24 protein-coding genes are annotated in these 24,046 nt (G+C 45.8%); 7 read left to right on the top strand and 17 right to left on the bottom strand.

Features of this window, described 5'->3' with window-relative positions; all coding sequences use genetic code 11:
• Positions 1 to 42 precede the first annotated feature (42 nt).
• The 13 genes from traM to E7746_RS14110 form a co-directional block, all read right to left on the bottom strand.
• On the bottom strand, positions 43 to 1,239 hold the full coding sequence (gene traM, locus E7746_RS14170; protein WP_238337256.1) for a conjugative transposon protein TraM: 1,197 nt from the start codon (positions 1,237 to 1,239) through the stop codon (positions 43 to 45).
• Positions 1,214 to 1,543 (bottom strand): TraL conjugative transposon family protein, encoded by a 330-nt coding sequence (locus tag E7746_RS14165; RefSeq protein ID WP_136411231.1) that lies wholly within the window; start codon positions 1,541 to 1,543, stop codon positions 1,214 to 1,216. Before E7746_RS14165 ends, traM begins: the two co-directional genes overlap by 26 nt.
• Positions 1,540 to 2,163 (bottom strand): conjugative transposon protein TraK, encoded by a 624-nt coding sequence (gene traK, locus E7746_RS14160; RefSeq protein WP_136411230.1) that lies wholly within the window; start codon positions 2,161 to 2,163, stop codon positions 1,540 to 1,542. Before traK ends, E7746_RS14165 begins: the two co-directional genes overlap by 4 nt.
• An 8-nt stretch (positions 2,164 to 2,171) precedes the next feature.
• Positions 2,172 to 3,170, bottom strand: a complete 999-nt coding sequence (traJ, locus tag E7746_RS14155) for a conjugative transposon protein TraJ (protein ID WP_136411371.1) — start codon at positions 3,168 to 3,170, stop codon at positions 2,172 to 2,174.
• A 17-nt stretch (positions 3,171 to 3,187) separates the two neighbouring features.
• Entirely contained in the window at positions 3,188 to 3,826 is a 639-nt protein-coding gene (locus E7746_RS14150) for a DUF4141 domain-containing protein (protein ID WP_136411229.1), read from the bottom strand.
• A 159-nt stretch (positions 3,827 to 3,985) separates the two neighbouring features.
• A complete protein-coding gene (locus E7746_RS14145) occupies positions 3,986 to 6,487 on the bottom strand; it encodes a TraG family conjugative transposon ATPase (RefSeq protein ID WP_136411228.1) in 2,502 nt (833 codons plus the stop codon).
• Positions 6,484 to 6,804 carry a DUF4133 domain-containing protein gene (locus E7746_RS14140; RefSeq protein WP_168184419.1) on the bottom strand — a complete coding sequence of 107 codons (321 nt, stop codon included), beginning with the start codon at positions 6,802 to 6,804 and terminating at the stop codon, positions 6,484 to 6,486. The genes E7746_RS14145 and E7746_RS14140 overlap by 4 nt, the downstream gene beginning before the upstream one ends.
• Positions 6,805 to 6,813: 9 nt before the next feature.
• Positions 6,814 to 7,110 carry a DUF4134 domain-containing protein gene (locus E7746_RS14135; RefSeq protein ID WP_136411370.1) on the bottom strand — a complete coding sequence of 99 codons (297 nt, stop codon included), beginning with the start codon at positions 7,108 to 7,110 and terminating at the stop codon, positions 6,814 to 6,816.
• Between the two features lie 125 nt (positions 7,111 to 7,235).
• Positions 7,236 to 7,967, bottom strand: a complete 732-nt coding sequence (locus E7746_RS14130) for a hypothetical protein (protein ID WP_136411226.1) — start codon at positions 7,965 to 7,967, stop codon at positions 7,236 to 7,238.
• Positions 7,967 to 8,266 carry a DUF3408 domain-containing protein gene (locus E7746_RS14125; protein ID WP_136411225.1) on the bottom strand — a complete coding sequence of 100 codons (300 nt, stop codon included), beginning with the start codon at positions 8,264 to 8,266 and terminating at the stop codon, positions 7,967 to 7,969. Before E7746_RS14125 ends, E7746_RS14130 begins: the two co-directional genes overlap by 1 nt.
• Before the next feature lie 6 nt (positions 8,267 to 8,272).
• Positions 8,273 to 8,482, bottom strand: coding sequence for a DUF3408 domain-containing protein (locus tag E7746_RS15150; protein ID WP_168184406.1), 210 nt, complete (start codon positions 8,480 to 8,482; stop codon positions 8,273 to 8,275).
• Between the two features lie 177 nt (positions 8,483 to 8,659).
• Positions 8,660 to 9,073 carry a DUF3408 domain-containing protein gene (locus tag E7746_RS14115; protein ID WP_136411223.1) on the bottom strand — a complete coding sequence of 138 codons (414 nt, stop codon included), beginning with the start codon at positions 9,071 to 9,073 and terminating at the stop codon, positions 8,660 to 8,662.
• Positions 9,074 to 9,078: 5 nt separating this feature from the next.
• Positions 9,079 to 9,834 carry a ParA family protein gene (locus E7746_RS14110; RefSeq protein ID WP_136411222.1) on the bottom strand — a complete coding sequence of 252 codons (756 nt, stop codon included), beginning with the start codon at positions 9,832 to 9,834 and terminating at the stop codon, positions 9,079 to 9,081.
• Positions 9,835 to 11,020: 1,186 nt separating this feature from the next.
• Between E7746_RS14110 and E7746_RS14105 the strand changes: the two genes are divergently transcribed.
• From E7746_RS14105 to E7746_RS14075, 7 genes are all read left to right on the top strand, one after another.
• Positions 11,021 to 12,262, top strand: a complete 1,242-nt coding sequence (locus E7746_RS14105) for a site-specific integrase (protein WP_123400139.1) — start codon at positions 11,021 to 11,023, stop codon at positions 12,260 to 12,262.
• 567 nt (positions 12,263 to 12,829) lie between these two features.
• On the top strand, positions 12,830 to 13,174 hold the full coding sequence (locus E7746_RS14100) for a helix-turn-helix domain-containing protein (protein ID WP_123400135.1): 345 nt from the start codon (positions 12,830 to 12,832) through the stop codon (positions 13,172 to 13,174).
• Positions 13,171 to 14,232, top strand: coding sequence for an AAA family ATPase (locus E7746_RS14095; RefSeq protein WP_123400133.1), 1,062 nt, complete (start codon positions 13,171 to 13,173; stop codon positions 14,230 to 14,232). Before E7746_RS14100 ends, E7746_RS14095 begins: the two co-directional genes overlap by 4 nt.
• Before the next feature lie 89 nt (positions 14,233 to 14,321).
• Positions 14,322 to 15,203: a toprim domain-containing protein gene (locus E7746_RS14090; RefSeq protein ID WP_123614186.1), complete on the top strand. Its 882-nt coding sequence runs from the start codon at positions 14,322 to 14,324 to the stop codon at positions 15,201 to 15,203.
• A gap of 320 nt (positions 15,204 to 15,523) precedes the next feature.
• A complete protein-coding gene (locus tag E7746_RS14085; protein ID WP_123399966.1) occupies positions 15,524 to 15,892 on the top strand; it encodes a plasmid mobilization protein in 369 nt (122 codons plus the stop codon).
• Between the two features lie 13 nt (positions 15,893 to 15,905).
• Positions 15,906 to 16,898: a relaxase/mobilization nuclease domain-containing protein gene (locus E7746_RS14080; protein ID WP_123399964.1), complete on the top strand. Its 993-nt coding sequence runs from the start codon at positions 15,906 to 15,908 to the stop codon at positions 16,896 to 16,898.
• Between the two features lie 4 nt (positions 16,899 to 16,902).
• The gene (locus E7746_RS14075) at positions 16,903 to 17,724 is read left to right on the top strand and encodes a hypothetical protein (RefSeq protein WP_123399962.1); all 822 of its coding nucleotides are present in this window, start codon (positions 16,903 to 16,905) and stop codon (positions 17,722 to 17,724) included.
• A gap of 51 nt (positions 17,725 to 17,775) precedes the next feature.
• Here E7746_RS14075 and E7746_RS14070 read toward each other — a convergent pair whose 3' ends face one another.
• The 4 genes from E7746_RS14070 to E7746_RS14055 are packed head-to-tail and all read right to left on the bottom strand — an operon-like array spanning position 17,776 to position 24,045.
• Entirely contained in the window at positions 17,776 to 18,471 is a 696-nt protein-coding gene (locus E7746_RS14070; RefSeq protein WP_123399960.1) for a DUF4357 domain-containing protein, read from the bottom strand.
• Entirely contained in the window at positions 18,471 to 19,271 is an 801-nt protein-coding gene (locus E7746_RS14065) for a hypothetical protein (RefSeq protein ID WP_123399958.1), read from the bottom strand. The genes E7746_RS14070 and E7746_RS14065 overlap by 1 nt, the downstream gene beginning before the upstream one ends.
• Before the next feature lie 13 nt (positions 19,272 to 19,284).
• On the bottom strand, positions 19,285 to 20,910 hold the full coding sequence (locus E7746_RS14060) for a hypothetical protein (protein ID WP_123399956.1): 1,626 nt from the start codon (positions 20,908 to 20,910) through the stop codon (positions 19,285 to 19,287).
• Positions 20,911 to 24,045 carry a Ppx/GppA phosphatase family protein gene (locus tag E7746_RS14055; protein ID WP_123399954.1) on the bottom strand — a complete coding sequence of 1,045 codons (3,135 nt, stop codon included), beginning with the start codon at positions 24,043 to 24,045 and terminating at the stop codon, positions 20,911 to 20,913.
• Position 24,046 lies beyond the last annotated feature (1 nt).

The raw sequence follows: 24,046 nt of genomic DNA, 5'->3' as shown, positions 1-24,046 counted from the left end.
ATAATTTGAAATTCATTTGATTGTGGATTAAGTGGTAAATAATCATATATCTTCCGGCTGGTGAAGCATCACATGGTAGCCGGCTTTGAGGTGGACTTTCACGGTTCGCAGCTTCTTGTTGAGATACTGGCTGACACCGTTTATCAGTCCTCGCCCAACATCTGAAGCAATCTGCGCCCCTGTATTGGTGGAGATGTTGATTGAGCTGCCCATCGTACTGCCCATATTGGCACCGATTTCGTGGAGCGCGTCACTCTCCATAGAGTTGGGAATGTTGATACCTTCCTGGCCGTCGGAGTCGTAAACCTGCAACTCCACATCGTAGATGAAGCCGTCGCACTCGATAGAGGATATTTCGATTTCCAGCCTCTCGCCCTGCACTCTTGCAGAGCCGACAATTACAGTATTGCGTGGTATCAGCCGTGAGCCTACCCACATCGGTTCGGTTGTCCGTAACTTTACACTCTCGCCGTCGGTTACACTCTGATTGTTGGCAACAACTGCGGCGATTGTGTTCTTATTCACAATTCTTGACGAGCCGACGGAGGTGTTGAAACTTCTGCTTGACGAGGCACTGAGGGATGATACAACATTTCTGCACACCTGTGCCACCGGCTGCACATTGCGCTTGCCTTTCTCATCGTCGGCAGAGGCCGGAGGTGGATAATTGCCGCCGTTGCCGTTACCCATATATTGTGCCGCCAACTGGTAGGAGCGTTCAAGTATCTCCATCTGATCCGGCTGCTGTTGCTGCTGCGCCATCGCATTTTGAGCTTCCAGCTCGTCGATCCGCGCCTGCAACTCGGCGACCTGTGCCGCCTCATTATTTTCCGGCACAAAGAAATCATCGAGCGAAGCCTGCACTTCCTGATACGCCTGCGCCGATGTTTCCACTGCCGAAGGCTGACGCATATCGCTGTCTTGCGGGGTTGTGGCTGTGAGGGTGTCGAGGACGGATACCGTCTGCTGACGGGTTTCTTTCTCTTTTGCAGCTTCCGCAGCCTCATATTCCGACATCTTGTCTTTCATGCCGTCGTTCTCCCCTTCGGGTATCTCGGTGTTGAAGGCGTCGCCCACGCGCTCGTCGCTCTTGTTGAGGCTGGTGTATAGAAGCCACAATATTACGGCCCCACATAGTATCGCCGCCGGCATCACGATAAGATACTCCATCATCTTCTGCCGTTCAGCCTGTGATTTGGGCTGGAAGAAGCCGTTAATCCTCGCTTTCCATTCCTGCATCGTCATAGGCTGCCGGGGTTATCGGTTTGACATCGGGATTGTTGATTTCCAGCGGTTGTATATGCTCCACCTCCACAATCCGACGGGAATGACCCAGCCCGATTTTATAGCAGGCATGACCGAACACGAAGAAGGCGATCAGCACGAAGGTGCAGAGCATGACGCTCACAACCATAAGCCGCTGCTTGTGAGGAAGGCCGTCGCAGACGCCCCTCACTTTGGCAGAGAGTTTTCCCTTTGGGGTGTGCCACACCTTATTATATACGGTGTCTCTCGCGGCACGGAGATTTGAAAAGACTTTCATCGTTTAGTAGTGATTATATCCTTGTTTTCAAGGATGTTGAAACCTTCAATAATAAATCCGTTGGGATTGTCGTCGGAGCGCGACACGTTGGAAAGGCGGCATACCGTTATCAGAGTGCGCTCCGTCATGTTGGACTCGCGGATAATCATCTGGCGCGCGTATGTTCTGGCGGTATAGGGATATGTGTTGAAATCGCATACCACGCTGTCAACCTGCACGACTTGATTGATATTTCCGGCTATGATACGGTTGTAATAACCTTTTTCCGAGAAATCGGTATAGTAGTTGTATGCCGACTTGTCGCTGAGAATCAGAGCGCGGTTGATGTTATGCTCGATGGCGGATTTATCCGGCGAGAGGTTGAAAAACAGCTCGTGGAAGCGGCGCACGTGTTCACGCGCCTCCGCAGGTCGGTTCTGGCTCATGTCCTGCGACAAGGCGAGCATAAGCGACTTGCCGTTGTCAAGGACATAGATTTTCTCCCGCTGTTTCTCGGCGAAATTGAAGACCATTATCATGGCCACCGACACCACAACGGCACACATCGCAACGAACACGATACCGAAAAGGCGTATCTGGCGGAACGATGTTTCAATGTTCCTTAATGACTTAAATTCCATAGGCATGATTATTTGAGAAGTTTACCGGCCCGACCTGCCACATTACCTGCAACTCCGCCGGCGACGCTTGCCGCACCGGAGCCGACCTGCATTGCAGTGGTGTTGACCGCACGGTTGTAATTACCTGCGCCACCTGCCTGTATGATCCAGCCTGCCACCGTTGGAATTGTGAAATATCCGATAATGCCGATAATCATAAAGACGGTATAAGCGGTGTTGCTCCCGTCAAGGTCAACATTCGGATTATTAGTCAGTTCCGAAATGTCGTTCTGCAACATCAGCACCTGTATTTTCGCCAGTATCGTCGAAAACAGGTCTGCCACCGGCAACCACAGATAGGTCTGAATGTAGCGGCATATCCATTGTGTCAGGGTTGACTGGAAGCCATCCCACACGGAGAGAGCGAATGAAATAGGTCCGAGTATCGCCAGCACGATAAGGAAGAAAGTACGGATTGTGTCAATAGTCAGCGAGGCAGCCTGAAAGAGCATCTCCAGCAGCTCACGAAAGAAATTCTGGATTGCCTTCTTGACCTTATACATTCCGCGCTCGATATACATTCCGGCGGCTGTTCCTATCTCCGTCACGCCCAACTCATCAATCTGCCTGTCAAACTCGGCATCGTCAACGAGGTAAGCTGTCGATGGGTCGTTCATCATCGCCTCGTATTCCAGACGGTCTTTTTCCTCCCGGTATTTTTTCATGTCGAGAGTCTGGCCTTCGAGCATCGAGGCGGTACCCTGCACTATCGGCGACATCACGGAATTGATTGTACCTAATACCACGGTAGAAAAGAACATTATGCAGAATCCGATTACAAACGGACGCAGAAGCGGGAACACATCAATGGGTTCGGCTCTTGCCAGCGACTGCCATATACGGTAGGCGACATAGAACAAGGCTCCGAGTCCAGCTATGCCCTGTGCCACTCCCGCCATATCCTCGCAAAGAGGCATCATCTCGTCATAAAGCGAGCGCAGGATGGTGTGGAGGTTTGAAAAATCAATAGCGCACAGCATAGGCATCACCAGTATTTTTCGGAGCCGTCGCCGTAGAGAGCCACCACACGTTTGGTGTCGGCTTTCTTTTTGGCGCGCAGGTATGACACGCTGATGTTCTTGTTGGTATAGTACGCCGTGAGGTTCTTCAGACGCTTCATCTCCTTGTAGCAGTCGTCCACGACATCCATGCGGTCTTTGTCGGTCATGCTCAGTGTAGTTATATTGACTACCTGCTTCAAGTCGCCGAGGACACCGTTGGCTTCTTCAAGGATACGGGTGTAGCCGGAAGCGATTGCCGACAGTTCCGCGCTTGTGAAATTGGGGTCTGTCAGCATTTTCTGGAAATTGTTGACATAATAGCCGGAGATATTGCCGAGCATCAGGATTGTCTGCTGCACCTTGCGGGCATCGCGGACAAGGTTGTTCACCGACTGGAGCGCGTCATAATATTTCTTCGCCTGCTGGTAGATTTTCACCGTTTCCTGAAAATTTTTCACCATGTGCGTCGCCGTCTGCGACTCCTGCACGAGTGATTTAGAGTTGTTTACGATGGACTGCGCGATATTGGACGGGTCTATGACAGTCCACTGGGCCGAAGCCCTGCCCGTGCCTAAAAGAAGGCACAGGGCGATTAGGGGAATAAGAAACTTTAATTGCTTCATTTGATTGTGGATTAAGTGGTGGAATTGATTACATTATCTGATGCTTCTGGCGCATCTTATTATGAAGATGGAGAGCATCCGGATTACTGTCAGGAGGAGGCCGAGGAAAAGGCACAGACCTGAAATGATGAATATTAGGGATTGCTTGACTTTCATACATCAGTTCTCTCTCCTCTCGTTGGCTAATTGTTTGATAGCCGCCTCGATGTCGCCGCCGAGCTGACGGGCGCGGGCGAGTACCTGCATCTTCTCCGTTTCCTCGGTCGTGTAGGCGAGGTATTCCTCCGGCGATACCTCGGTTGCATACACCGCCGACTGTGTTCCGCCCAGCCCGATCCACACCTCCTTATATAATCGGTTCGGATTATTGGAGAGATTGATACTGAGTATCTGCGCCTTCTCCTTATCGGTAAGTCCCAGCAGCTCTTGTATCTGGTCAAAGCGGTTCATATACTTTCTCTGGTCGAGAAGTATCTTGCAGTCGGAGTTGTTGATGATGGTCTCCTTGACAATCGGCGACGATATTATGTCGTCAACCTCCTGTGTAACCACCACAGCCTCGCCGAAATATTTGCGCACTGTCTTGAACATATAGCGCATATATTCAGCCATATTCGCCGTTGACAACGCTTTCCAAGCCTCCTCGCAGATAAGGACTTTCCGCACTCCTTTCAGACGGCGCATCTTGTTGATGAAGGCTTCCATGATGATGATTGTCACCACCGGGAACAGGTCTTTGTTGTCGCGGATAGCGTCAATCTCGAATACCACGAAACGCTTGTTAAGCAGGTCGATGTTCTCTCTGGAGTTCAGCAGGAAGTCAAAGCGGCCGCCATGATAATACTGCCTTAATGTAGTCAGGAAGTTGTCGATGTCAAAATCCTGCTTGTAGATGGGGATAGGACGCTGCGCCATTTCAGCACGGTATTCATCGCGCATAAACTCATAGAAAGAGTTGAAGCAGGGAACGATGTCGCGGTCTTTCTTCATCTTTTCAAGGAACATCGACAGTGCGGAGCCTAATTCGCCACTCTCCGTTTTGGAAACTCTGTCGTCCTCTGACTTCCAGAGCGTGAGAAGCAGCGTCTTGATGGAGTCCTTTTTCTCAACATCAAACACCCCGTCCTCGGTGAAAAACGGATTGAAAGAAATCGGCTTTTCCTCGGTGTAGGTGTAATACACACCGTCTTCGCCGTGGGTACGGTTGTGGATAAGGTTGCACAGACCTTCGTAGGAATTGCCGGTGTCAATCAGCAGGATATGCGCGCCTTGCTCGTAATACTGTCGTACCAGATGGTTGGTGAAGAAAGACTTGCCGCTACCCGACGGGCCGAGAATGAACTTGTTGCGGTTGGTGGTTATGCCGCGCTTCATCGGCTCGTCGGAAATATCCAAGTGGACAGGTTTACCCGTAAGGCGATCCACCATTTTTATTCCAAATGGGGAGAGTGAGGAACGGTAGTTTGTTTCGGCAGTGAAGAAGCAGACGGCAGGCTCGATGAAAGTATAGAAACTTTCCTCGGCAGGGAAATCCGCTTCGTTGCCGGGCATAGCCGCCCAATACAGCGTCGGGCAGTCGATGGTGTTGTGCCTCGGCATACATCCCATAGTCGCAAGCTGACCACCGACATCGTTCTTTATCCGGCGCAGTTCCTCGGCATCGTCACTCCAAGCCATGATGTTGCAGTGGCAGCGCACTGATGTAAGACCATAGCTGTGTGCCTCGTTCAGATAGCGGTCTATCCACTCCTTATTGATTGCGTTGGAACGGCTGTACCTTGAAAGCGAGTTCATATTGCGCGCCGTCTTTTCAAACTTCGCCAGATTCTCGTCGTGGTCGTCGATAAACACATACTGGTTATAGATGTGGTTGCACGGCAGGAGCAGACCCACGGGAGATGCGAAGCTCAGTCTGCAATCGCTTCTGTCGGTTGACAGGCGTTCATAGCGGTTGTCGGTGCTGACCTTTCCTGGCAGGTCGTCGGTGTCCGAGAGGGTGTGCAGACATAGCATCTTGTCGCCGACGCGCATTTCTTTCGGCGACAGGTCTATATCCTCCAGACAGGTTACATCGTCGGTTGACAGCAAGAGATACCTCTCGATGATGCCCGATGTGCTGTCGGTGCCGACAATCTCATCGTCACCCATGCTGCGCAGCGAGATATATCCGGTGTCGTTGATTATGCGCTCGAACTGGCCCACGGCTTCCATGAAGCCCACAATCATATCGTGATTGAGTTCCTTCGGAGTGATACGCCCACAGCAGAGTGTGGAGAAGTTGGACTGCTGTCGCATACGCTCCTTTGTGGTCTTTGTCAGATACAGGTAGCACTTGTGCGCCAGATACGGACGCTCGTTGAAATGACGCTCGAAGCTCCTGTCAAGAAAAGACAAATCATCTTTTTGCAGTTCCGGCTTATAATTCTCCGACACAAACCAGTCCTGCTTATGCGCCACCGTGAAGCGGGGCAATACCTTGATAGCCTTGCACCATGCGGCGTGCATAGCCTCGTATTCCTGCGATGTGACGGTGAACAGCTCCGGCAGCGTAACCTCGTAGCACACGGTTATGTCGGCATCCTTGCTGATGATACAGCCGTGTTCCACGGCGAGAAGCGGCAGCTTTGACTCCAGTGTTGTGGCTTTCAGTATGTTTCTCATCGGCAGCCTCCCTTCAATATATTGCGCACACGCAGACGGTTGATGATATATCGGGGACGGTATTTCACCGATGTGAGCTTCATAAGTCCGTACTGGCCGTACTTGCCGTTGAGGTGGAAAGTGTACCACACCAGCACCGACGCGCTTATGGCACCGAAGCCTATGCACAGACCCTGCTGCACCCCGCACATATAGAGGATTACGAACAGTATGAAATCGGCGATAAGACCTCCTGCGAAGATGAACAGGTACTGCGCTTTAAGCCCCTTATATTCGACCGTCCTGCCTATGCCCTTGTTAACAGAGTATTCCATCAGCGGCATGGATTAGAGGAAGAACGAGCGCAGAATTGTGGCGGCGACAACAAGGAAGATACAGGCACCGAACCACGATGCGGCGGTCTTGCTCGTGTCGGGATCGCCGGAGCTGAACTTGCCATAGACCTTGACACCGCCGATAAGACCGACGACTGCGCCGATGGCATAAATCAGCTTCGTGGCGGGATCGAAATAGGAGGTCATCATCGAGGTTGCCTCGTTGATGCCTGCCAGACCGTTGCCGGCGGCATAGAGATTGGCGGCACATATCATCAGTGTGAGCATGGCGGCCATAGGGCGGCGCATACCGGGAGCGTTCATAAACTCCACGATGCGCTTGTAGAGCGACTTGAAGAATTTAGTCATAAATAAATTGATTTGGATTGTGGATTTCTTTGCCTTAGCAAAGCGCTAAAGCGGTTTAGTGGTGGTCAGTGAAGGATATTGAAGTCGATGGCGTCAATATCGGTAGTGTCGATGTCGGCATGAAAGACAATCTTGCGGGCTTTACCGATTGCCTCGTCGGTTTTCTCAGCCGGAGCCGGAGCATCTTCAGGTATGTCGGGCAACTGACACTCAATCATCAGTATGCGTTTGCGCACTACCGGGTCGAGTTTGACATATTCGATAATCTCGGTGCCTTCAAGTTCGGAAACTACCCGTCGGGCAGTCTGTTCATCCTCAGTGGTGTGAGGCTGATTTTTCAGCACCTTCATGGCGGTCTGCATTTCATCGAAGTCTATACCGTCGGCATTTGCCTCGGCGGGAGGCGGAGTTTCGCCGGTAAGCTCACTCACGGAGTGGGTTGAGAATATCTCATCCAGCTTTTCGGGCGGGATTTGCATCCTCGGCTTTTCTTCGGGAGTATCGGGTAGTCCGGCATCTGAGGGTTTGCCGAGTTCCATGACTATAAGCGGCACGACCTCCCTTGCGGCTTCGGTAGCGGCTTCCTTTGCGATTTCGCGGAACGAGTCCATGAACTTGTCGGCATCGAAGGAGCTTTTGCCTACTACTTCTTCAGGCGGAGCTTCATCTGCGGGCGGTGGTTCCGGCGCGGCGCCATTTTCATTTTTGCCGACGCTCTGAACATCCGGCTTTGTCAGGACTTTTCTGATAAGCCACACATTGCTTGCAAGCAATGCTATGATAAGCAGCGTTTCCATCAGAAAAGAGGCTGGCTGTTCTCGTCATAGAGACCTTCCATGACCTCGCGGTTGTTGGCGAAGTGGTCGAGAAGGATCTCCGATACATACGAGCCGATGGAGGCGCCGGTATCACGGAACCTGTCTGCCATGCGGCTCAGGACGGCATGGACTTCGGGATAGATATACACTTTGGTGTTGGAGCGCACAATGCCTGGCCGGAGAAACTTGGCGGCATATTTCCTGCGCTCCTCGGCGGCTCTGACATCTATGTCAGTGGCCGGATTCACGTTGATGGTTACAAACGGGGATTTGGGCATAGTTGGTTAGAGTTTAAGCTGGTTGATAACATCGGCATATTCCTCCAGATGGGCTGCCAGTACGTTGTTGATGAAAGCCTTTAGCGAGCATACGCGCCCTTTCTTGCGGCCGAACAGGATACTACGTATTTTCCATACAATTTCAGGGTCTATCTCTGTCGTGACGTATTTGACTTGTGGAGCCGCATACGTATTGTTATATACGAATCGTTCCATGTATTCGTGAGTACGATTCGGGAGAGAAGGGTTTTCATATACATCGGCTTCCATAACGGCTTTACCATTTGAAGCCATATGCGTTGAAACATCGGGATTTTTTCTGCCATCCTTCGGTATTACCCTGAAATTCCTGTCGGAAATAGTTGAGATTGATGCTGATTTGGGCATAGCTGGTTAGAGTTTGGGGTTGATTACATCGGCATACTCCTCAAAATGGGATGCCAGTACATTGTTGATATAGGATTTGAGGGAGCAGGAACCGTTCTCGAAAGCGATAAGCCTCTTGATTTTACCAATCAGAACCGGGTCTATCTCTACCATAAGGAATTTGACCTGTGGACGCAGATAGGTCGTTCTCGTGATAAATCGTTCACGGAACTGGGCCTCCCGTTTTGTATCGGCAGAAGATTGTTTCGCGGGCGCGTGACTGGATTTGGTGGAGGCAGCCCTGTCTTCTGTCGAATCGGGTGTATCAGGCGTCGGACTTTCTTTAGGCTTCCTTTTCAGCGTTGACAGAGAGGAGGACTCCTCTCTGAATGACCTGATGAACTCATCGGGATCGATTTCCGACTCATATTTCTTTGCCATATCGGTCAGAGTTTGAGTAAATCGAGCAATTCATCGGTAAGTTCCGACAGACGGGTCCCTTTGAGCAGTGTCTTGTCCGGCGGCATAACCGTCGAGCGGAACACGGCGCGGTTGAGTGTCTTTGACCCTTCACGCCGATACTTTTTGGTATCCGGGATCTTGGTTTTAAGCGTCATAAGACCGTATTCCTCGAAAACCGCCTCATACTGGTCGTAGAGGTCTGTTTTCTCGCGGGCATCGACGAGATTCCAGAGCATATACATCTGTTTGACCTGTGTGCGTCCGGTAGTGAGCCACTCCTGTATCTTCAGGGCGAAGGCGAGTGAGCTTTCAAGGATAACCTTGTCGGCTGCGACGGGCACGATAACCGTATCCATGCAGTTGAGAATGTTGACGACACCACGGTTATTGACCGTGCCTGGCAGGTCGAAGAAAACGATGTCTATATCGTTGCCGTCCTCGATGATTTCGCGTACCTTCTGCATAGCCTCCTCCGGCTTTGCCGTCAGGAGAGGATAAGGTGCGAGTTTGGTCTGGCGCAGATTGTCGGAAAAAAGTTTCTTGAACTGGGGGCTGCACTCGATCAGGTCTTTGTCGCGCTGGCGCATCTCTTCGATGCTGTACTGCGAATAGTCGCAGTCCACGACAAGGACTTTAAGCCCCTTCACATAGTAGAGGTAACTCGCCGCCAAAACGGTCAGAGTGGTTTTGCCTGCTCCCCCTTTCTGGGTGGAGAAAGCGACAAATTTGGGGTCTGTCATAGAATTTAATTTGGATTTGGATGTAGTGGTGGGTGCATAGCTTTGGCCGTCAGCGTATCTTCTGACACGGATAGACCGGGCTTCCATCGGCGCGAAGCGGTGCCGGCATATGCTATGCGGGGTGGATTGACAGCTTTCTATGCCGCTCGCAGCGACCTTCCTCCGCTGTCGGGAGGGCATCGGCTAAGTGAGCCGGAAATGGTTGGGTTCGTCAGTCATGTCTGGTTCGGGTTTGGATGTGGAGTTTAGTGGTGGGTTCTGTCTATCACCCATAGCTGTCAAGCCTTGAAGCCATCAAGCTATGAATTATAGATAAATAGATTTGTCAATCAAACAGTAAATAATATTGCAGATACATAAATCTATAAGACTGTATCTTTATCGTTCATTAAACAGTTCCAATTCCATATCTATAAGTTGAACTGTAAGGAAGGATACAGATTTGTCTAAAAACAGATATATCCATCAATAAAAATAATGTTCTCAAGACAGATTGAAAATCATACTTGCAGTTCAATGGATAGTTCTATAATAATATCGGTAAGTTGAACTCCTTGAAGGCAGGTTTAACTGTCAATCTCTACACAAAGAAACAAATAATTCTGCAAACTGGCAAATCTGAAAATAAGCCAAATTCTTGTGATTAAGAGCATTGTCCGGCTATGTCCAAGTATGTCCGGTTATGTCCGAAAAATTCGGCTGAATTTTTAACATTTCGCCGTGCATATTTTTTTGGCGCATCGGCACCGGCTCCATCGCCGGGAAATAAAGCTCACAAAATTTTCTCCGGTTGTTAGGAATTGCGCCCGATTTTTTGTAAATTTATGGAAGCATAACGATAACAGGCACCATCCGGCGCATTGGAATCAGGGAAACACACAGGTCGGAATATAACCGGGCATATCCGATAAAGTCATTTCCTTATTTCATATTAGGAGGGATGTCCACATGAACATTGCAAGGTATGTTAATGCAGGAGGAAAGTCAAGAAAGCGATAGGAAGATAACAGCAATGAGTATTAGGCAGTTAGGTTAATTGGACGTTGCTGTGAATTTCGTTGTTTTTGATTATTTTTCGCCAATCGTACACATTTCGTACAATTCAAGTGTTAATAGATATTGAGGGCGATTTTTGCGTTCGGCAAGTTGTCGCTATCTTTGCTTAACACCACAAATTTAATGATTTATGGCGAAAGTCGAAAATAAAAGCAGACAAAATCCGAAACTTGTCCAACTGGAACTTCAGGACGGCAGGGCAAGTCTCTCTCTCGAATATTATCTCGGTCGCTCCGAAACTCCTGTTCTTGATGAGAATGGTGAGCAGGTAATCTACGAGTCTGGCCCGTCAAAAGGTCGTGTGAAATATTCTATCAAACATGTGCGCCGCCGGGAGAAACTGAATCTCTATATTTGGCTGAAACCACGCAACGCCCAGGAGCGGTTGCAGAACAAGAACACCTTACAGCTTGCGGAGAAAATACGTTTTGAAAAAGAACAAGAGTTTCTTGAATCCCGTGAGGGCTATCGACTCAAAGGCGAAACTGAGATTGACTTCCTCAAATACTTCCGTGAGCAGCATTGCAACTCGACAACATTCACTAAAGGCGTCAAGTCTGGATACAAGACGTCTTACAGCCGCCTTATAGGTTTCTTGGAATCCTCCCCAAAATACAAGAAATTCTCAACATTTCTGAGAATGGACTTGATAGACACAGAAATGGTGATGGCATTTGCTGAATATTGCAAGAAAGTCGGCACTGGCGAGGGCCCGAAGAAATCCCTTCATTGGTTTCATCGAGTCGTACTTAACGCCATTGATGCCGGATATATGAAGAAAGATCCATGCAAGGGCGTGTCCATCAAGTTTGATGTCAATATTTTGACCAAGGACATTCTGACGATGGACGAGATACGGCGAATGATGATAACGCATTATCCCGGAGAGAATCTGATGATAAGACGTGCATTCCTGTTCAGTTGCTTTACAGGCATACGCAAGTGTGACATCGAGAGGTTGACTTACTCCAACATTGACTTCACGACCATGACACTGCGCTTCAATCAGAAGAAAATCGAATGGAGGAGCGCACATAGTGGAGTGACAATGCCGCTGAACGAACATCTGATGAAACTTATCGGAGACTTGCCTGAAGACCGCAGTACATTGATTTTCCCTCTAACATCGGAGGGGCGCACCATATACCGTCATCTTTATAAATGGACGAGAGCCGCAGGAATCAACAAACATATCACGTGGCACTGCGCCCGTCACAGTTTCGCAGTGAATATCCTTGACAATGGAGCTGACATCAAGACCGTGTCATCGCTGATGGGACACGCGAGTTTGAAAATGACGGAGAAATATCTCCATGTGGTTGATTCAAGAAAGCAACAGGCGATAGACAGCCTTGGGGAAATAACGTTGTGATCACTGAAATCAGCGTTTAAACGCATCTTTTCATTGTGATTGTCAGATCTTTAAGCAATTTAGTATCCCAAAATTGAGAGACTGACAAAATTTTCGCCAATAGTTAATCGGTACAACCTCAACAAATTACGAGGTCGTACCGATATTTTTTATCCCATGAACCATACAATTTTGGGATATTTTGGGGTAGTACCCCATCCGTGGATATTTTCATCACGAACTTTGCAACATCGACAGAGGTCAAGGCGGTAGAGAAAATACTGAGCCATAACAGATAATCTACAAAATCAATTATAGACTCTACATATACTCTACAATCCGCAAAGATTGGAATCGCCAACTTTGCAAAGTCAACAGAGGTTGACGTATAAATTCCAATATTTGCCCCGATTTTCCCGATTGCAGACAGAATACTGACATTCATTTGCCAATCTTCTGCCATTCGCAAAAAGGAGAAAACCAACGACATGAGTTATGTTGTTATATGGTCGTCGGAATAGTTCCGAGGCCGTGAATCGCGGCAGGTATTAACAAAATTAAGAAAATTCAAATTAAAATATCTGCGAAATGAACGAGATTATCGTCATCCCGATTCATCAGGTCAAGGACATGATTCAATCGGCGGTCAAGGAGTGCATGACCGAAATAATGTCACTCGCCAAGCCCTACAACGATGCCGACTCCGTTGACATAGACGGAGCGGTGGAGTACCTCAATGCCAACGGCTACAAAATCAAGAAAAGTCAGGTCTATAAGCTGACTTCATCCGGCTCCATGCCGTTCTATAAGTTCGGGACTAAGCTCCACTTCCGTATTGCCGAACTCGCTGACTGGGCGCAGAGCAAACTGCTTAATGGCAACACCATTGGCATACTTGAGCCAGTATCAACGTCCAAAGCCGCCCGCCGATGAAACCTGTCACTACACAACAGCCACAGCCGCCGACCCCGGCGGAGATGTGGGAGAACTCGCTGTTGCAAATAACCGACAACTGCAAGGCTGATACGGAGGTATTGTACTGCAATGGAGCGGTAATCGGCACTCTCGGCAATTTCAGCGCGTCCACCGGGAAAGCCAAGAGCCGAAAGACTTTCAACGTGACCGCACTGACCGCGGCGGCATTGAAGAACGGCGAAGTGATGGCATACATCGGGGAATTGCCGGAGAACAAGCGAACAATCCTCTACATTGACACTGAGCAGAGTCCGTACCATTGCCAGCGTGTGATATGGCGCATTTTGCGGCTTGCCGGACTTCCGGTTGACAGCCACCCTAAAAATTTCAAGTTTGCTTCCCTGCGTCCTTACTCTCCGGAGCAAAGATTGGCGATGATTGAATATGCAATATCCACAACTCCCGGCATAGGATTGGTAATAATTGACGGTATCCGGGATCTGATGTATGACATCAACAATGCCACCGAAGCCACCAACGTGATAACTCGCCTCATGTCATGGACTGACCGCTATCAGATACACATCCACACGGTGCTTCACCAGAACAAGGCGGACGATAATGTGCGAGGTCATATCGGCACGGAACTCAACAACAAGGCTGAGACTGTGCTCCAGATAGCCAAGAGCATTGATGACAACTCCATCAGCGAAGTAACCGCACCTCTTATACGCTCAATAGACATGGAGCCTATGGCGTTCTCGGTTGATGACGAAGGACTGCCCAAACAGGAACACGATCATGAATTCGGGAAAAAGACGGTCAAACGTGGCTTCAACTATGGAGAACTGTCGGATGCGCAACATCGTCAGGCATTGGAGGCGACCTTTGCCAATGGCGACATTAAAGGATACAAGGCTGTGATAGCAGCACTTACCGATGGATATGCCTCAATCGGCTACAAGCGCAGTTATTCAATCATCTCACGGTTGAAAAGGTTCCTTACAAACAAGCGGATGATTGAGATTGACGAGGCAACGAAGGCCTATCGCTTCAACCCACAATATTACTATTGAATTAGTACAGTATAGTTCAGAAGTGTATATATAAGGCCTATACTGCGGAAGCACACAATATCCATCCAACCTAAAATATTTTACCCCTCATGATAGAAGAGATTAAGAAAATCCCTTTAGCCACCTTCTTGTCCCAACTCGGCTATGAACCGGCTTACAGACGAGGCAACGGATTGTGGTATCGCTCACCTTTGCGACAGGAAAACACACCATCGTTCAAAGTGCAGCTTGATAAGAACACTTGGTATGATTTCGGAATCGCAAAAGGAGGCACCATAATTGACCTTGCAGCGGAACTCTACCATTCCGAAGATATCCGCTATCTCATGGACTGCATTGTCAAGTGTTGCCCTGTACCATCGGCGCAGACAGTCGCTTCCTCTTATGCCCCGCGACACTATGCTCCGAGTTTTGAGAACATAAAAATCGTGCCATTGGGAAATCCCGCACTTCTCGCTTACCTCAAAGAGCGGGGTATCCCGGCACACATCGCCAAGGCGAATTGCAAGGAGGCTCATTACACCCTCAATGGCAGACCGTATTTTGCTGTGGCATTCCCGAATATATCCAGCGGAGTTGAGTTGCGCAACCGATACTTCAAAGGTTGTATCTCACCCAAAAATATCAGCATTCCGAACAATCCTGATTATTGCAACACCGTGTCAATCGAATGTGCCGTGTTCGAGGGATTCTTGGATTACCTCTCTGCTTTGACAATATCGGCAATTCCAGATACAGATTCTATCGTGCTGAACTCGGTTGCCAATGTCAACAAGGCGATGTCGCATCTCAGTCGGTACGAAGTTATCAACTGCTATCTTGATAACGATGATGCAGGGCATCGAGTGCTATCAGTATTGTCAGAAGCATTCGGCGAGCGAGTGATTGACCGCTCTACTGAGTATAGCCAGTTTAGTGACTTCAATGACTATCTCATCCGGCACAACTATAAGAACGGATTGCGTCTGTGAGTGGAGAATTGCATGACTGATTAGTCAACCAATCACGACCCCAATCATGCACAATGCTGATTGCCTGATTAGGCAGATAACTGAAGTCTCAATCAGTTGAAGTCCTGACTGATCAGCCAATCAAACTGGTGTACCACTATAGCGACCGCAGGGAGCAAAACCGTCAGTGCACGGCGTAGCCGACACTCACTGAAACAATAAGTTTTAAGGGAGTGGCAAGGTAACCTTTTTGAAATCAAAAAGGGTTCGGAGCAACTATCCGAACGGCTTGCCACTCCGCTCCCGATGGTCGATATTTTATCAACAATTTTTTATTGAAGATGAGAAATAATACAAGCATAAAGATTAGGAAGCCGAAGACAACAGGCCGTCCCTCTCTTGGCGAAAAGAAGAAGAGCAAGCCACACATGGTGAGGTTTGACGAGGAACAGGACGAGCGTCTGATATTCCGTGCCGAACTCGCAGGAATGACGGTGACGGAGTACATCCGCGAAGCGACATTAAACGCTAAAATTTCTCCGAGGCTGTCGCCCGATGAGAAGGAATACATCCGTCAGATTCTAAAAATCGGAGTGAACTTCAACCAACTTTTGAAGCTCGCCCATACGGTCGGATTGGTGTCAATGGCTCCGAAAATTGAGAGTATAATCGGGCAGCTTTCACGGCTTCTCAACAAAATCAAATTCTGAAACAACATATCCAATGATAGCGAAAAATCTCAAAAGCCGCTCTTTTGCCGGATGTGTCGACTACGTCATGCGTGTTAACCATGACCATAATATCTACACTTCCGACACATGGCGCATCATCGGTTCGCAGGGTATAATCGGTGAGACACGTGAACAGATTATAGCGAGCATGGAAGCCGGGGCTTCGCTGAATCCGAGAGTGAAGTCTCCTGCCGGACACATCTCGGTGAGTTTTCATTCCGCCGACAAAGACAGGCTGACCGATGAACTGATGATGAAAATTGCTCGAGATTATCTCAAAGGCATGGGGCTTGATAAGACACAGCACATCATCGTGCGGCATCTTGAAACAGGCTCGCCACATTTCCATATCATCTATAACATGATTGGCAAGGACGGCAAGCGTATAACATCGGGGCATAACTACCGTAGAAATATAGCCGTGTGCAAGTCACTGAAATTGAAATATGGTCTGACATTTGGCGGTGAGAACCAACATCAGTCGACCGAAAATCTTCATGGTAAGGAACTCGCCAAGGCTGAAATTCGCATGACGGTATCAGATGCACTTTCCTCATCCCGAAGTTGGAATGACCTGATAAGAAACCTTGCTGTGAGAAATATCTCGGTGGAGTTCAAGCAGCGCAGAAATTCAGATGTCATTGAGGGAGTGTCTTTCCGAATGGGTGACCATCGCTTCAAGGCCTCCGATATTTCTCGTGATTACAGTTACGGCAGGCTCAATGCTCGGTTTGAACGGCTACGGAATAATCATTCAGGTATTGGTCTTCATCAGGCATCGACAAGACGTGATGCTCCTTCATCATCTATTGTTGACGCCCTTGGAAGTGTTGCGGAAGCAACTGTCAATGTCGGAGGATGCTTGTTGTCAGACCTGTTTACACTTGGCCCGTCAGTAAATGCCGAGGAAATGGCATTCAAGAACGAAATGGATCGGCAGGAAGCGAAGCGCAAAAGAAAAAATGGCAAATCAATGAGAAGATAAAATTATGGCTAAACAGAATCTTGAAGAGGATTACGCCATCCTCAGGCGCAAGTATGAGAAACTTGCAGCTTCAATGGCGCAGTTTGAGAATCTTCCCGAAACGCTCCGTGAGATAATGGATGATGCTGTCAGGCAGATACGCTCAGTCCAATATGTGCAGTCGCAAAACACCTCCGCACACGTTGGATTGCCCACAGACCTGCCACGCATATCCGACATAGTCCCGCTATGCGAGAAAGTCGCCGAAATCGGCGAGACTGTCAGCCAAATTCCTTCTTATGAGGATATAAAGGAGGTTCTGATAAATCAGATGAAAGCGATTGACCTTAGTTTCCGCAAAACGAATATAAGTGTGTCTGTGCCTGCTGAAGAAATTGCAAAACAAATCAGCCGTGCAATAAATATCAACGTGGGCAAGGAGATTGACGAGGCTCTGGCAAAAGGATCGGCGAATCTTGCAAACGCCGCACTAACAAAGGAAGTACAGTTCATGAAGGATGCGGCCCATGACCTCCGCAATTACGGGAAGTATCATATCAATATGCCCGTATGGGGTCTTCGTCCGAAAATATGGATACTGGCAATGGTGGCATTCATAGGTATCTCCGTAGCGTCCTTACACTTCAACCGCCGCCAGTATCTCAACAACACCCGGCTTGAAAAAGTCGAATGGCTCTACCGAAACTACCGCTCTATCATGTCAGAGGAATATATGAATGACTATATCCTTCCACGTGAAAAGATAATGTTCGGCAACAATACACATAAGCAGGATAGCCTCAGAAACGTAATCATCAAACAAGAGCAAGCACAAATATCTGAATAGAACAAGACCGAACCGCAGAATGGAATTAAATTCTGTGGTTCGGTATTCATTTTAACGAAAGAAATAGTCTGGATATACTTCATATAACGTTTTGCCTTGCGAATCTTTCCATAAGTCAAGATTAACCATTGCTCCTAAAGTATATCTTGCTGCGGCAACCGCTGTTCGGCATTTAACATCCTTCTTAATTTTGACATAGTTTCCGATATTCACGCCATATTTATCAATGAGTCTGTGTCTATTCCTATAAGATGAAGATGCAATATAATCAGAATCATCAATTATTGAAATTAAGCTACCTACTCCAATATAAAAGTTTTTAGTCTCTTTGTCAAAGTATCCATAGGCTCTACATCTACCAGCTTTCGTTATCCAAAATACATGATTGTTTTTTGAAGGATTCGTGAACTGAGATGTTTCAGTAGCTTGCTTGTACCCTCCTAAAACAGATAAGATGCCGGTAATAATTGTTGTGACATGATTCCTAATCCCAACAATGACATCATATAGGTCAGTATTACCCGGTTTTTGTTCAAGATAATCTCTATTACAATCAATTTCTTGTTCAATAGAAAAATCGTAGATGCTTTCAAATGGCAACTTATTTGTCGAGGTAAACAACCGAGGTGTATCAATGATTTCTTTACGAAGTTCGCTGTATGCCGAATCATCCTTATCAAAAAGGGTTGGATAATGGACAACGCCAAATATCCGTCCATATTCAGCATTTAAATCTTGTTGTTCCATTACAGTCTTTTCCCTTTTAGATGGTCTATTTTTTCTTTTGAAACATCAATATTGCCGATAACCGGAACAATGTGAATCAAAAATCTTTGATTCCCCATTTCAATTTCATTCCAGGCTTTCTGATAGTCTGCTTGATTTGGGAAAGAATTACGTAGTTTAGATTCATTTGGGATATTTCGAGGAACGCCTTGTTCTCCACTGCCAGATATAATCAACTCACATCGTGGTATCGCATCTATATCTATTCCGTTTTCTTTCCAAAATTTATTAAGATACTGTGCTCTTAGATACGACAATGTGTAATTATTCATCCATGGGCCTTCATCAAATCTAATTCTTGACGATTGACCTTCAATAACAACAAGAAATTTGATGTTACTATCTACAGAATCTGATTTTTCAATACTTTGAATTGTTGACTTTACGAGATTACCGGCTATAAGAATATCTCTTCTGACCTTATTAGCAGCAACAGTATCCGTCTTATCTAACTTCAATCTGTCAATATGGAACTCTTTTGTCTGATACTCAACATCAACAGTAAACAAGTGTTTTAGATATTGTTCATTGTACCCAAAATATTCCGTTGAGTCAATTTTACTTACTGTAGAATAGACAGTAATGATATTTTCGTATTCATCAACGAGAGTCTGTAATATCTCGTTGCTTTCTTTGAGTTCCGTTTCCTTTATCTTAAATCGGGCGAATGACACAACGAACAATACCAATGTTATGGCGAACAATGTCGTCATAACATCAACGTAACTTGGCCAGAATGAACCGTTATTCTTACCGTCCATATTTAGTCAATTTTTAACGTCGTCCAAATCCGAAGAAACCACCACCTCCATTACTCTCTTTATCTCTGGTATTCTTGTTGATGGCTTCAAGCTCTACTTTCAAATCTTGGAGTTGTGTTTCCACTGATTTAATCTCTTTTTGAATGTCCTCGACATTATTGGGACTCACGATTCCTCCTATAATTTCAGACAATCGCTTCTCTATGATCTCTAATTTCCTTAGGTTGGTAAATTCCTCACGAATATCTTCAATATTGAATTTTTCTTTAATCGCGGTTATGAATTCTTCATGTTGCGATTCAAGTTGTGAAGTTTGAGCCTTAATCATATTCTCGAATCCTTCTATATGACCTTCGATTGCATCTTTATATCGATCGTTCATACTTTCCAGAACTTCCGTTTGTCTTCTGAATAAGTCCTCAAGTTTACCATCTGCCATTTCAAGGAACTTGTCGGCAATTTTTCCTTTCTTCGAAATACCTTGAACTTGACGCTGTATCGCCTCAATAACCTGATTCCCTAACACATGTCGATTAGCCAATGATTCACCAACATCATTTATAGACTGTTCAAATTTTGTGATTCGGTCAAGTATTGAGTTGACTTTCAGTGCTATCTCTCTTGGCACTCGCAGTGAGTCATTGTATTTATTTTGAATAACAATCGCCTCTTGTGCTGCTGCGAGCATCATGCGTCTTGCTTCCTCAAACTTATCAAGTGATTTAGTAATTCCAATGAAATGGTTGGCTGCTTCGACATATCTATCTAAGCCACGTACAATCTCGTTGCTTTTCAGAGTGGATAAAAGCATCTCCTGCAATCGTATGTTCTGATTGATTTTATCCATGTTCTCACCCATAACTTCAACAGCATTGGATACAGCATTAACGTGTTTTTCAAAATCTTCACCAAATGCTTTTGTGCATCTATCGAACGTATTTTGAAAACGATTGATTACTTTATCAAATGCCGGTTCAAATTTATCTACGGTCTCATGAAGTTTTGTTATTGCGACTACCATACTTACGTCAATCGAAGGCATGAGTTCGGTTTGTACAAAATCAAAGAATTCGTTCTTATCTTCTTCTATTTTCTTTCTTGCTCCACCGGATTCCGCGGTATTGTACGTAGTTAGAGCCAAGCCAATTAGACTTGTAAACATAGAAACCAAGACTCCAATCAAAAGATTCTTTATGGAATCATCTGATATATTCCCGGCTCCATCAAAGCCACCGATAAACATCAATATTCCCATGAATACTCCGAGGAATGTTCCCATGAGGCCAAGATAAGTTGGAAATGACAGCCTTGCGGTAGATTGGTCATACCTCATGGTCAGCTTTCTTTCAACCTTATTTTGTATTACGGAAAAGTCAGTCGTGCCTTTAGTCTTCTCAATATAATGGTTTATTTCCATAATGAGATTATTAAGGTCAGAATTTGGCTCCCCGACCTCCGTCAGTTGTGGAATGTATTCATCCCCAACCTTCTTAGAGAACGTGCCGTAAGGTTCTTTCTTCTTGAAAAAGTTTTCAAAAAGAATACGATACTTTCGGGTCTCATTGAAGAATCGAATCTGAAGACCGACAAATATCAGCGATACCAGTATCGAAATGAGTATGGTGAAAATGAAGCTCATTTATGCTTTCAAATTAGTTAAATCAAATATCCTGTCAATAATAGGCAAGAAGAATACTGTATCGAATAAAGGCACTTCTTCTTGATAGACTTCCTTTACTTGTGATTGATAATAGGTCTTAAATGGAGTACCTAAATCTTTCATGGCAGCATCCACATATACCTTTGTATTGGCTGTATTGTCGATTATATGTTCTTGTTTTAATAAATCCAAGACTCTTTTGTAGAGTGAGTTCATGACATCATACTTATGCAATAACTCCTTGCGCAATTCTTGCATGTTCTTATTGATGTCTCCTACTGTATTGTAGTTTTGCGACAAATCCCCTTGATATGTCTTACTCGGTACATCAAGAGCATTTGAATCGCGATACAAGCCTCCATAGCAAGTTGCCTCCTTACGTTCTGCCGGTAATTCCAGTTTGACATCATGATCTCCACCAAACACAGTTGCAAAAGTAAGGTCAATAATCTTCTTGAGTATTTTCTTGTCTGAACTAATGAAGCTGTCGATATATTTACTACCATTGCCGCTGAAAATCACGGAACGTGGAGCGGCATATCCATAGTCCTTATACATTGATGCCATATAGAACAATATGGATGTAAGATGATATATGAATACCGCCTTGAAATCACGACTTAACAACTTCTTAATATCACAAAATTCTGAATTACTTAACCAGAAATTTATAATATCCTTTGTTTTAGTTGCTTCGATATCTTTGAAATTGATGTTCAGCTCTTCAAGATCTTGTCGCTTGAACCTGAGAGTATCAGCGTATTTTCGATAGATTCCGTTCTTCCTCTCATTATCAAATTCCATGAAACCATTTTCCCAAAGTACATCACACCCAAAATGTACTGAATTAGCCATCAAGGGTTGATTGTTGCGGAAATACACAAAGTCGGTTGAGCCGCCGCCGATATCTATTACTGTTACAGCTTCGGAGTCCTTTATATAGTCTTTCTTCTTAAAGAAATAGTAGGGAGCCTCTGATTCTGAGAAACAAGAAATTTGATTAGCCTGAATCCCTAAAATCTTCTCAGCCTCGCTATTCCATACGTCTTTATATGTTTCTCTCATATTCCCCATAAAGCTCAATGGTCTAAACCACACCAACTTTGTGCGGTCTAAATCACCGTTGTGCTGAAGAACGTCAGCCTTTATTATGAGTAACAACTCTCGAATGAAAACACGAAGCATTGCATCATTTTCAACCCACTTGATGTCAGTGAGAATTCTCTGATCCTCATCAGGCATAACCCTCTCATAGAAGAAAGCTATGTTATGATTGTCAAACAACTCAGGGTCATCAGTCTTCTTCAAGAGACCACATAATGCAGTTCTAATCGGGAACTTGTAATCAACGCCATCAATATATGCAGGCATAAACTCCGTTTTGATGCGGTTTTTAGCCAAATCAAAGATTGTTCCCTCTATTCTATTGGTCAATGAGACCTGCTTATCTGATGGGACTTCATGGAGATAGTTAACCATAGGTCGTTCCATCTTAAACAATTCAGGCATATTGTTTTCGCCATTCTTGCATCTCGAGATGAACGTATTAGAAGTGCCAAGGTCGATAGCATATGTAAACGTGTCGTTTGTCTCTGTACTACGCTTGAATATAGGTATAACAAGCCCCGTGTTACCCAGCACCTCTATCTCTATGGCATTGAAATCGGTGTTGAATACTTCATAGAATTTTGTGCCTCCCTCAGTATTGTCTGTTTTTTGCCGGGAACGCACTACTGCGGGACGAACTCCAAATCTAACACCAGATGAAAGATTGTCTTGTTCTCTCACAAGTTCTCCATCCTTATAGAACTGAAGAGAAATCTCATCTATGTTGAAATATGGAGGTTCGGGATCTGTGTCCGCACCAATTACCATTACCTTAAAGTAGTTATTCTCGCTGGCCTTAGATGAGAGAATATTGGGGAATATTCCTAAATCAAACGAGATTGAGTCTGCTTTATAGTCTATTATGGTTCCCCATGCCTGATTTAATGCCTCTTTCCCATATTCCTTTTTGTATTCTTTTCCATTGTATCTAAGATATACAGTTACAGAGTTCCTGTTTATATGAACATCAGAATCTATCTTATTCTCAGGGAAAAGAGATAGGACTTCGGGCTTAAACGGAAGCAAATAATCATAATCACGATCACTACTGTCATTTTGATAAGTTACGGCAACGAAGTGGTCTCTGGAAATTCTGTAAGGAACCTTGATTAGCGTTGGAGTAAAGAAACTATTGACATCAATTTCGTCAGACGTCATGATTCTTAGCCCATTTATGACAAGTTCATCGTTCTGATCTGTCGTTACACCTGTTAGTCGTAATTGATAGTCATTACGAATTTCTGTATCATTCTTGAAACTTCTGATGTATTCTTTAATCGCTTTGAACTTGTCATCTACGGTCTCTGATCCGAAGACCTCATTATACATGTAATTCTTGAAGTCTTCATCACGTTCTTCAAACATCTTGATGTCACGAAAGTATTCACCTCCTGATTTACGATGTATGTGCAGATCTGCATATTGTTCTCCTGCAATATGGACAACATTTGCTCCATTCTCCTTTATGATGGCTTTGTCCATATCAGGAGGAGTGATGAAACCTGTCATTGGCGATGTGCTTGCCAAAAGCAAATCTTTACCATTCTCTGTAAAGACAAGAAAATACAATTTGTCCTCACCAATGTCCGTCTTGTAATATTCGTTTATCGAACTATATAAGACTGGCATGAGCTTCTTTATCTTCTTGAGATTTTCGGCACTGTTCCACTCTCGAAGCTCAAGCTTCTGTCCAGCAGTCCAAGTGTTCTTATGATACTTCAGATTAAACAGTAATTCGTACACATCAAGAATGTCCGAAACCATTTGACGATATGCAAAACCAGCTTCTTTTTTCGGATTCGTATGTTCCTCCATTGCACGACGAAATGCCTCGCGGGCTACAAAGAAACGAGCGAAAGGTGTTGGCAAAGAATTAAGAGCACCGCTATTGTCAGTCTTTTGCTCCATCACTTCATCAAGATGTTCGGGCGTAAGACTAACATCTTCGGCAATCCATTCCGTGCCTTTGATTCCTCTGTCTATTATGTTTAGGTCTATTCTTGACATA

Origin of the sequence: Muribaculum gordoncarteri, assembly GCF_004803695.1 — a bacterium.
Taxonomy (GTDB): domain Bacteria; phylum Bacteroidota; class Bacteroidia; order Bacteroidales; family Muribaculaceae; genus Muribaculum; species Muribaculum gordoncarteri.
The sequence above is the reverse complement of the archived record's forward strand: the minus strand, read 5'-3'. Positions and strand labels throughout refer to the sequence as shown.

What these genes read in the sequence shown, in the direction of transcription:
- traM (WP_238337256.1), bottom strand. Translation starts at nt 1,239, where the DNA reads ATGCAGGAATGGAAAGCGAGGATTAACGGCTTCTTCCAGCCCAAATCA.
- E7746_RS14165 (WP_136411231.1), bottom strand. Translation starts at nt 1,543, where the DNA reads ATGAAAGTCTTTTCAAATCTCCGTGCCGCGAGAGACACCGTATATAAT.
- traK (WP_136411230.1), bottom strand. Translation starts at nt 2,163, where the DNA reads ATGGAATTTAAGTCATTAAGGAACATTGAAACATCGTTCCGCCAGATA.
- E7746_RS14150 (WP_136411229.1), bottom strand. Translation starts at nt 3,826, where the DNA reads ATGAAGCAATTAAAGTTTCTTATTCCCCTAATCGCCCTGTGCCTTCTT.
- E7746_RS14145 (WP_136411228.1), bottom strand. Translation starts at nt 6,487, where the DNA reads ATGAGAAACATACTGAAAGCCACAACACTGGAGTCAAAGCTGCCGCTT.
- E7746_RS14135 (WP_136411370.1), bottom strand. Translation starts at nt 7,110, where the DNA reads ATGCGCCGCCCTATGGCCGCCATGCTCACACTGATGATATGTGCCGCC.
- E7746_RS14130 (WP_136411226.1), bottom strand. Translation starts at nt 7,967, where the DNA reads ATGGAAACGCTGCTTATCATAGCATTGCTTGCAAGCAATGTGTGGCTT.
- E7746_RS14125 (WP_136411225.1), bottom strand. Translation starts at nt 8,266, where the DNA reads ATGCCCAAATCCCCGTTTGTAACCATCAACGTGAATCCGGCCACTGAC.
- E7746_RS15150 (WP_168184406.1), bottom strand. Translation starts at nt 8,482, where the DNA reads ATGGAACGATTCGTATATAACAATACGTATGCGGCTCCACAAGTCAAA.
- E7746_RS14115 (WP_136411223.1), bottom strand. Translation starts at nt 9,073, where the DNA reads ATGGCAAAGAAATATGAGTCGGAAATCGATCCCGATGAGTTCATCAGG.
- E7746_RS14110 (WP_136411222.1), bottom strand. Translation starts at nt 9,834, where the DNA reads ATGACAGACCCCAAATTTGTCGCTTTCTCCACCCAGAAAGGGGGAGCA.
- E7746_RS14105 (WP_123400139.1), top strand. Translation starts at nt 11,021, where the DNA reads ATGGCGAAAGTCGAAAATAAAAGCAGACAAAATCCGAAACTTGTCCAA.
- E7746_RS14100 (WP_123400135.1), top strand. Translation starts at nt 12,830, where the DNA reads ATGAACGAGATTATCGTCATCCCGATTCATCAGGTCAAGGACATGATT.
- E7746_RS14095 (WP_123400133.1), top strand. Translation starts at nt 13,171, where the DNA reads ATGAAACCTGTCACTACACAACAGCCACAGCCGCCGACCCCGGCGGAG.
- E7746_RS14090 (WP_123614186.1), top strand. Translation starts at nt 14,322, where the DNA reads ATGATAGAAGAGATTAAGAAAATCCCTTTAGCCACCTTCTTGTCCCAA.
- E7746_RS14085 (WP_123399966.1), top strand. Translation starts at nt 15,524, where the DNA reads ATGAGAAATAATACAAGCATAAAGATTAGGAAGCCGAAGACAACAGGC.
- E7746_RS14080 (WP_123399964.1), top strand. Translation starts at nt 15,906, where the DNA reads ATGATAGCGAAAAATCTCAAAAGCCGCTCTTTTGCCGGATGTGTCGAC.
- E7746_RS14075 (WP_123399962.1), top strand. Translation starts at nt 16,903, where the DNA reads ATGGCTAAACAGAATCTTGAAGAGGATTACGCCATCCTCAGGCGCAAG.
- E7746_RS14070 (WP_123399960.1), bottom strand. Translation starts at nt 18,471, where the DNA reads ATGGAACAACAAGATTTAAATGCTGAATATGGACGGATATTTGGCGTT.
- E7746_RS14065 (WP_123399958.1), bottom strand. Translation starts at nt 19,271, where the DNA reads ATGGACGGTAAGAATAACGGTTCATTCTGGCCAAGTTACGTTGATGTT.
- E7746_RS14060 (WP_123399956.1), bottom strand. Translation starts at nt 20,910, where the DNA reads ATGAGCTTCATTTTCACCATACTCATTTCGATACTGGTATCGCTGATA.
- E7746_RS14055 (WP_123399954.1), bottom strand. Translation starts at nt 24,045, where the DNA reads ATGTCAAGAATAGACCTAAACATAATAGACAGAGGAATCAAAGGCACG.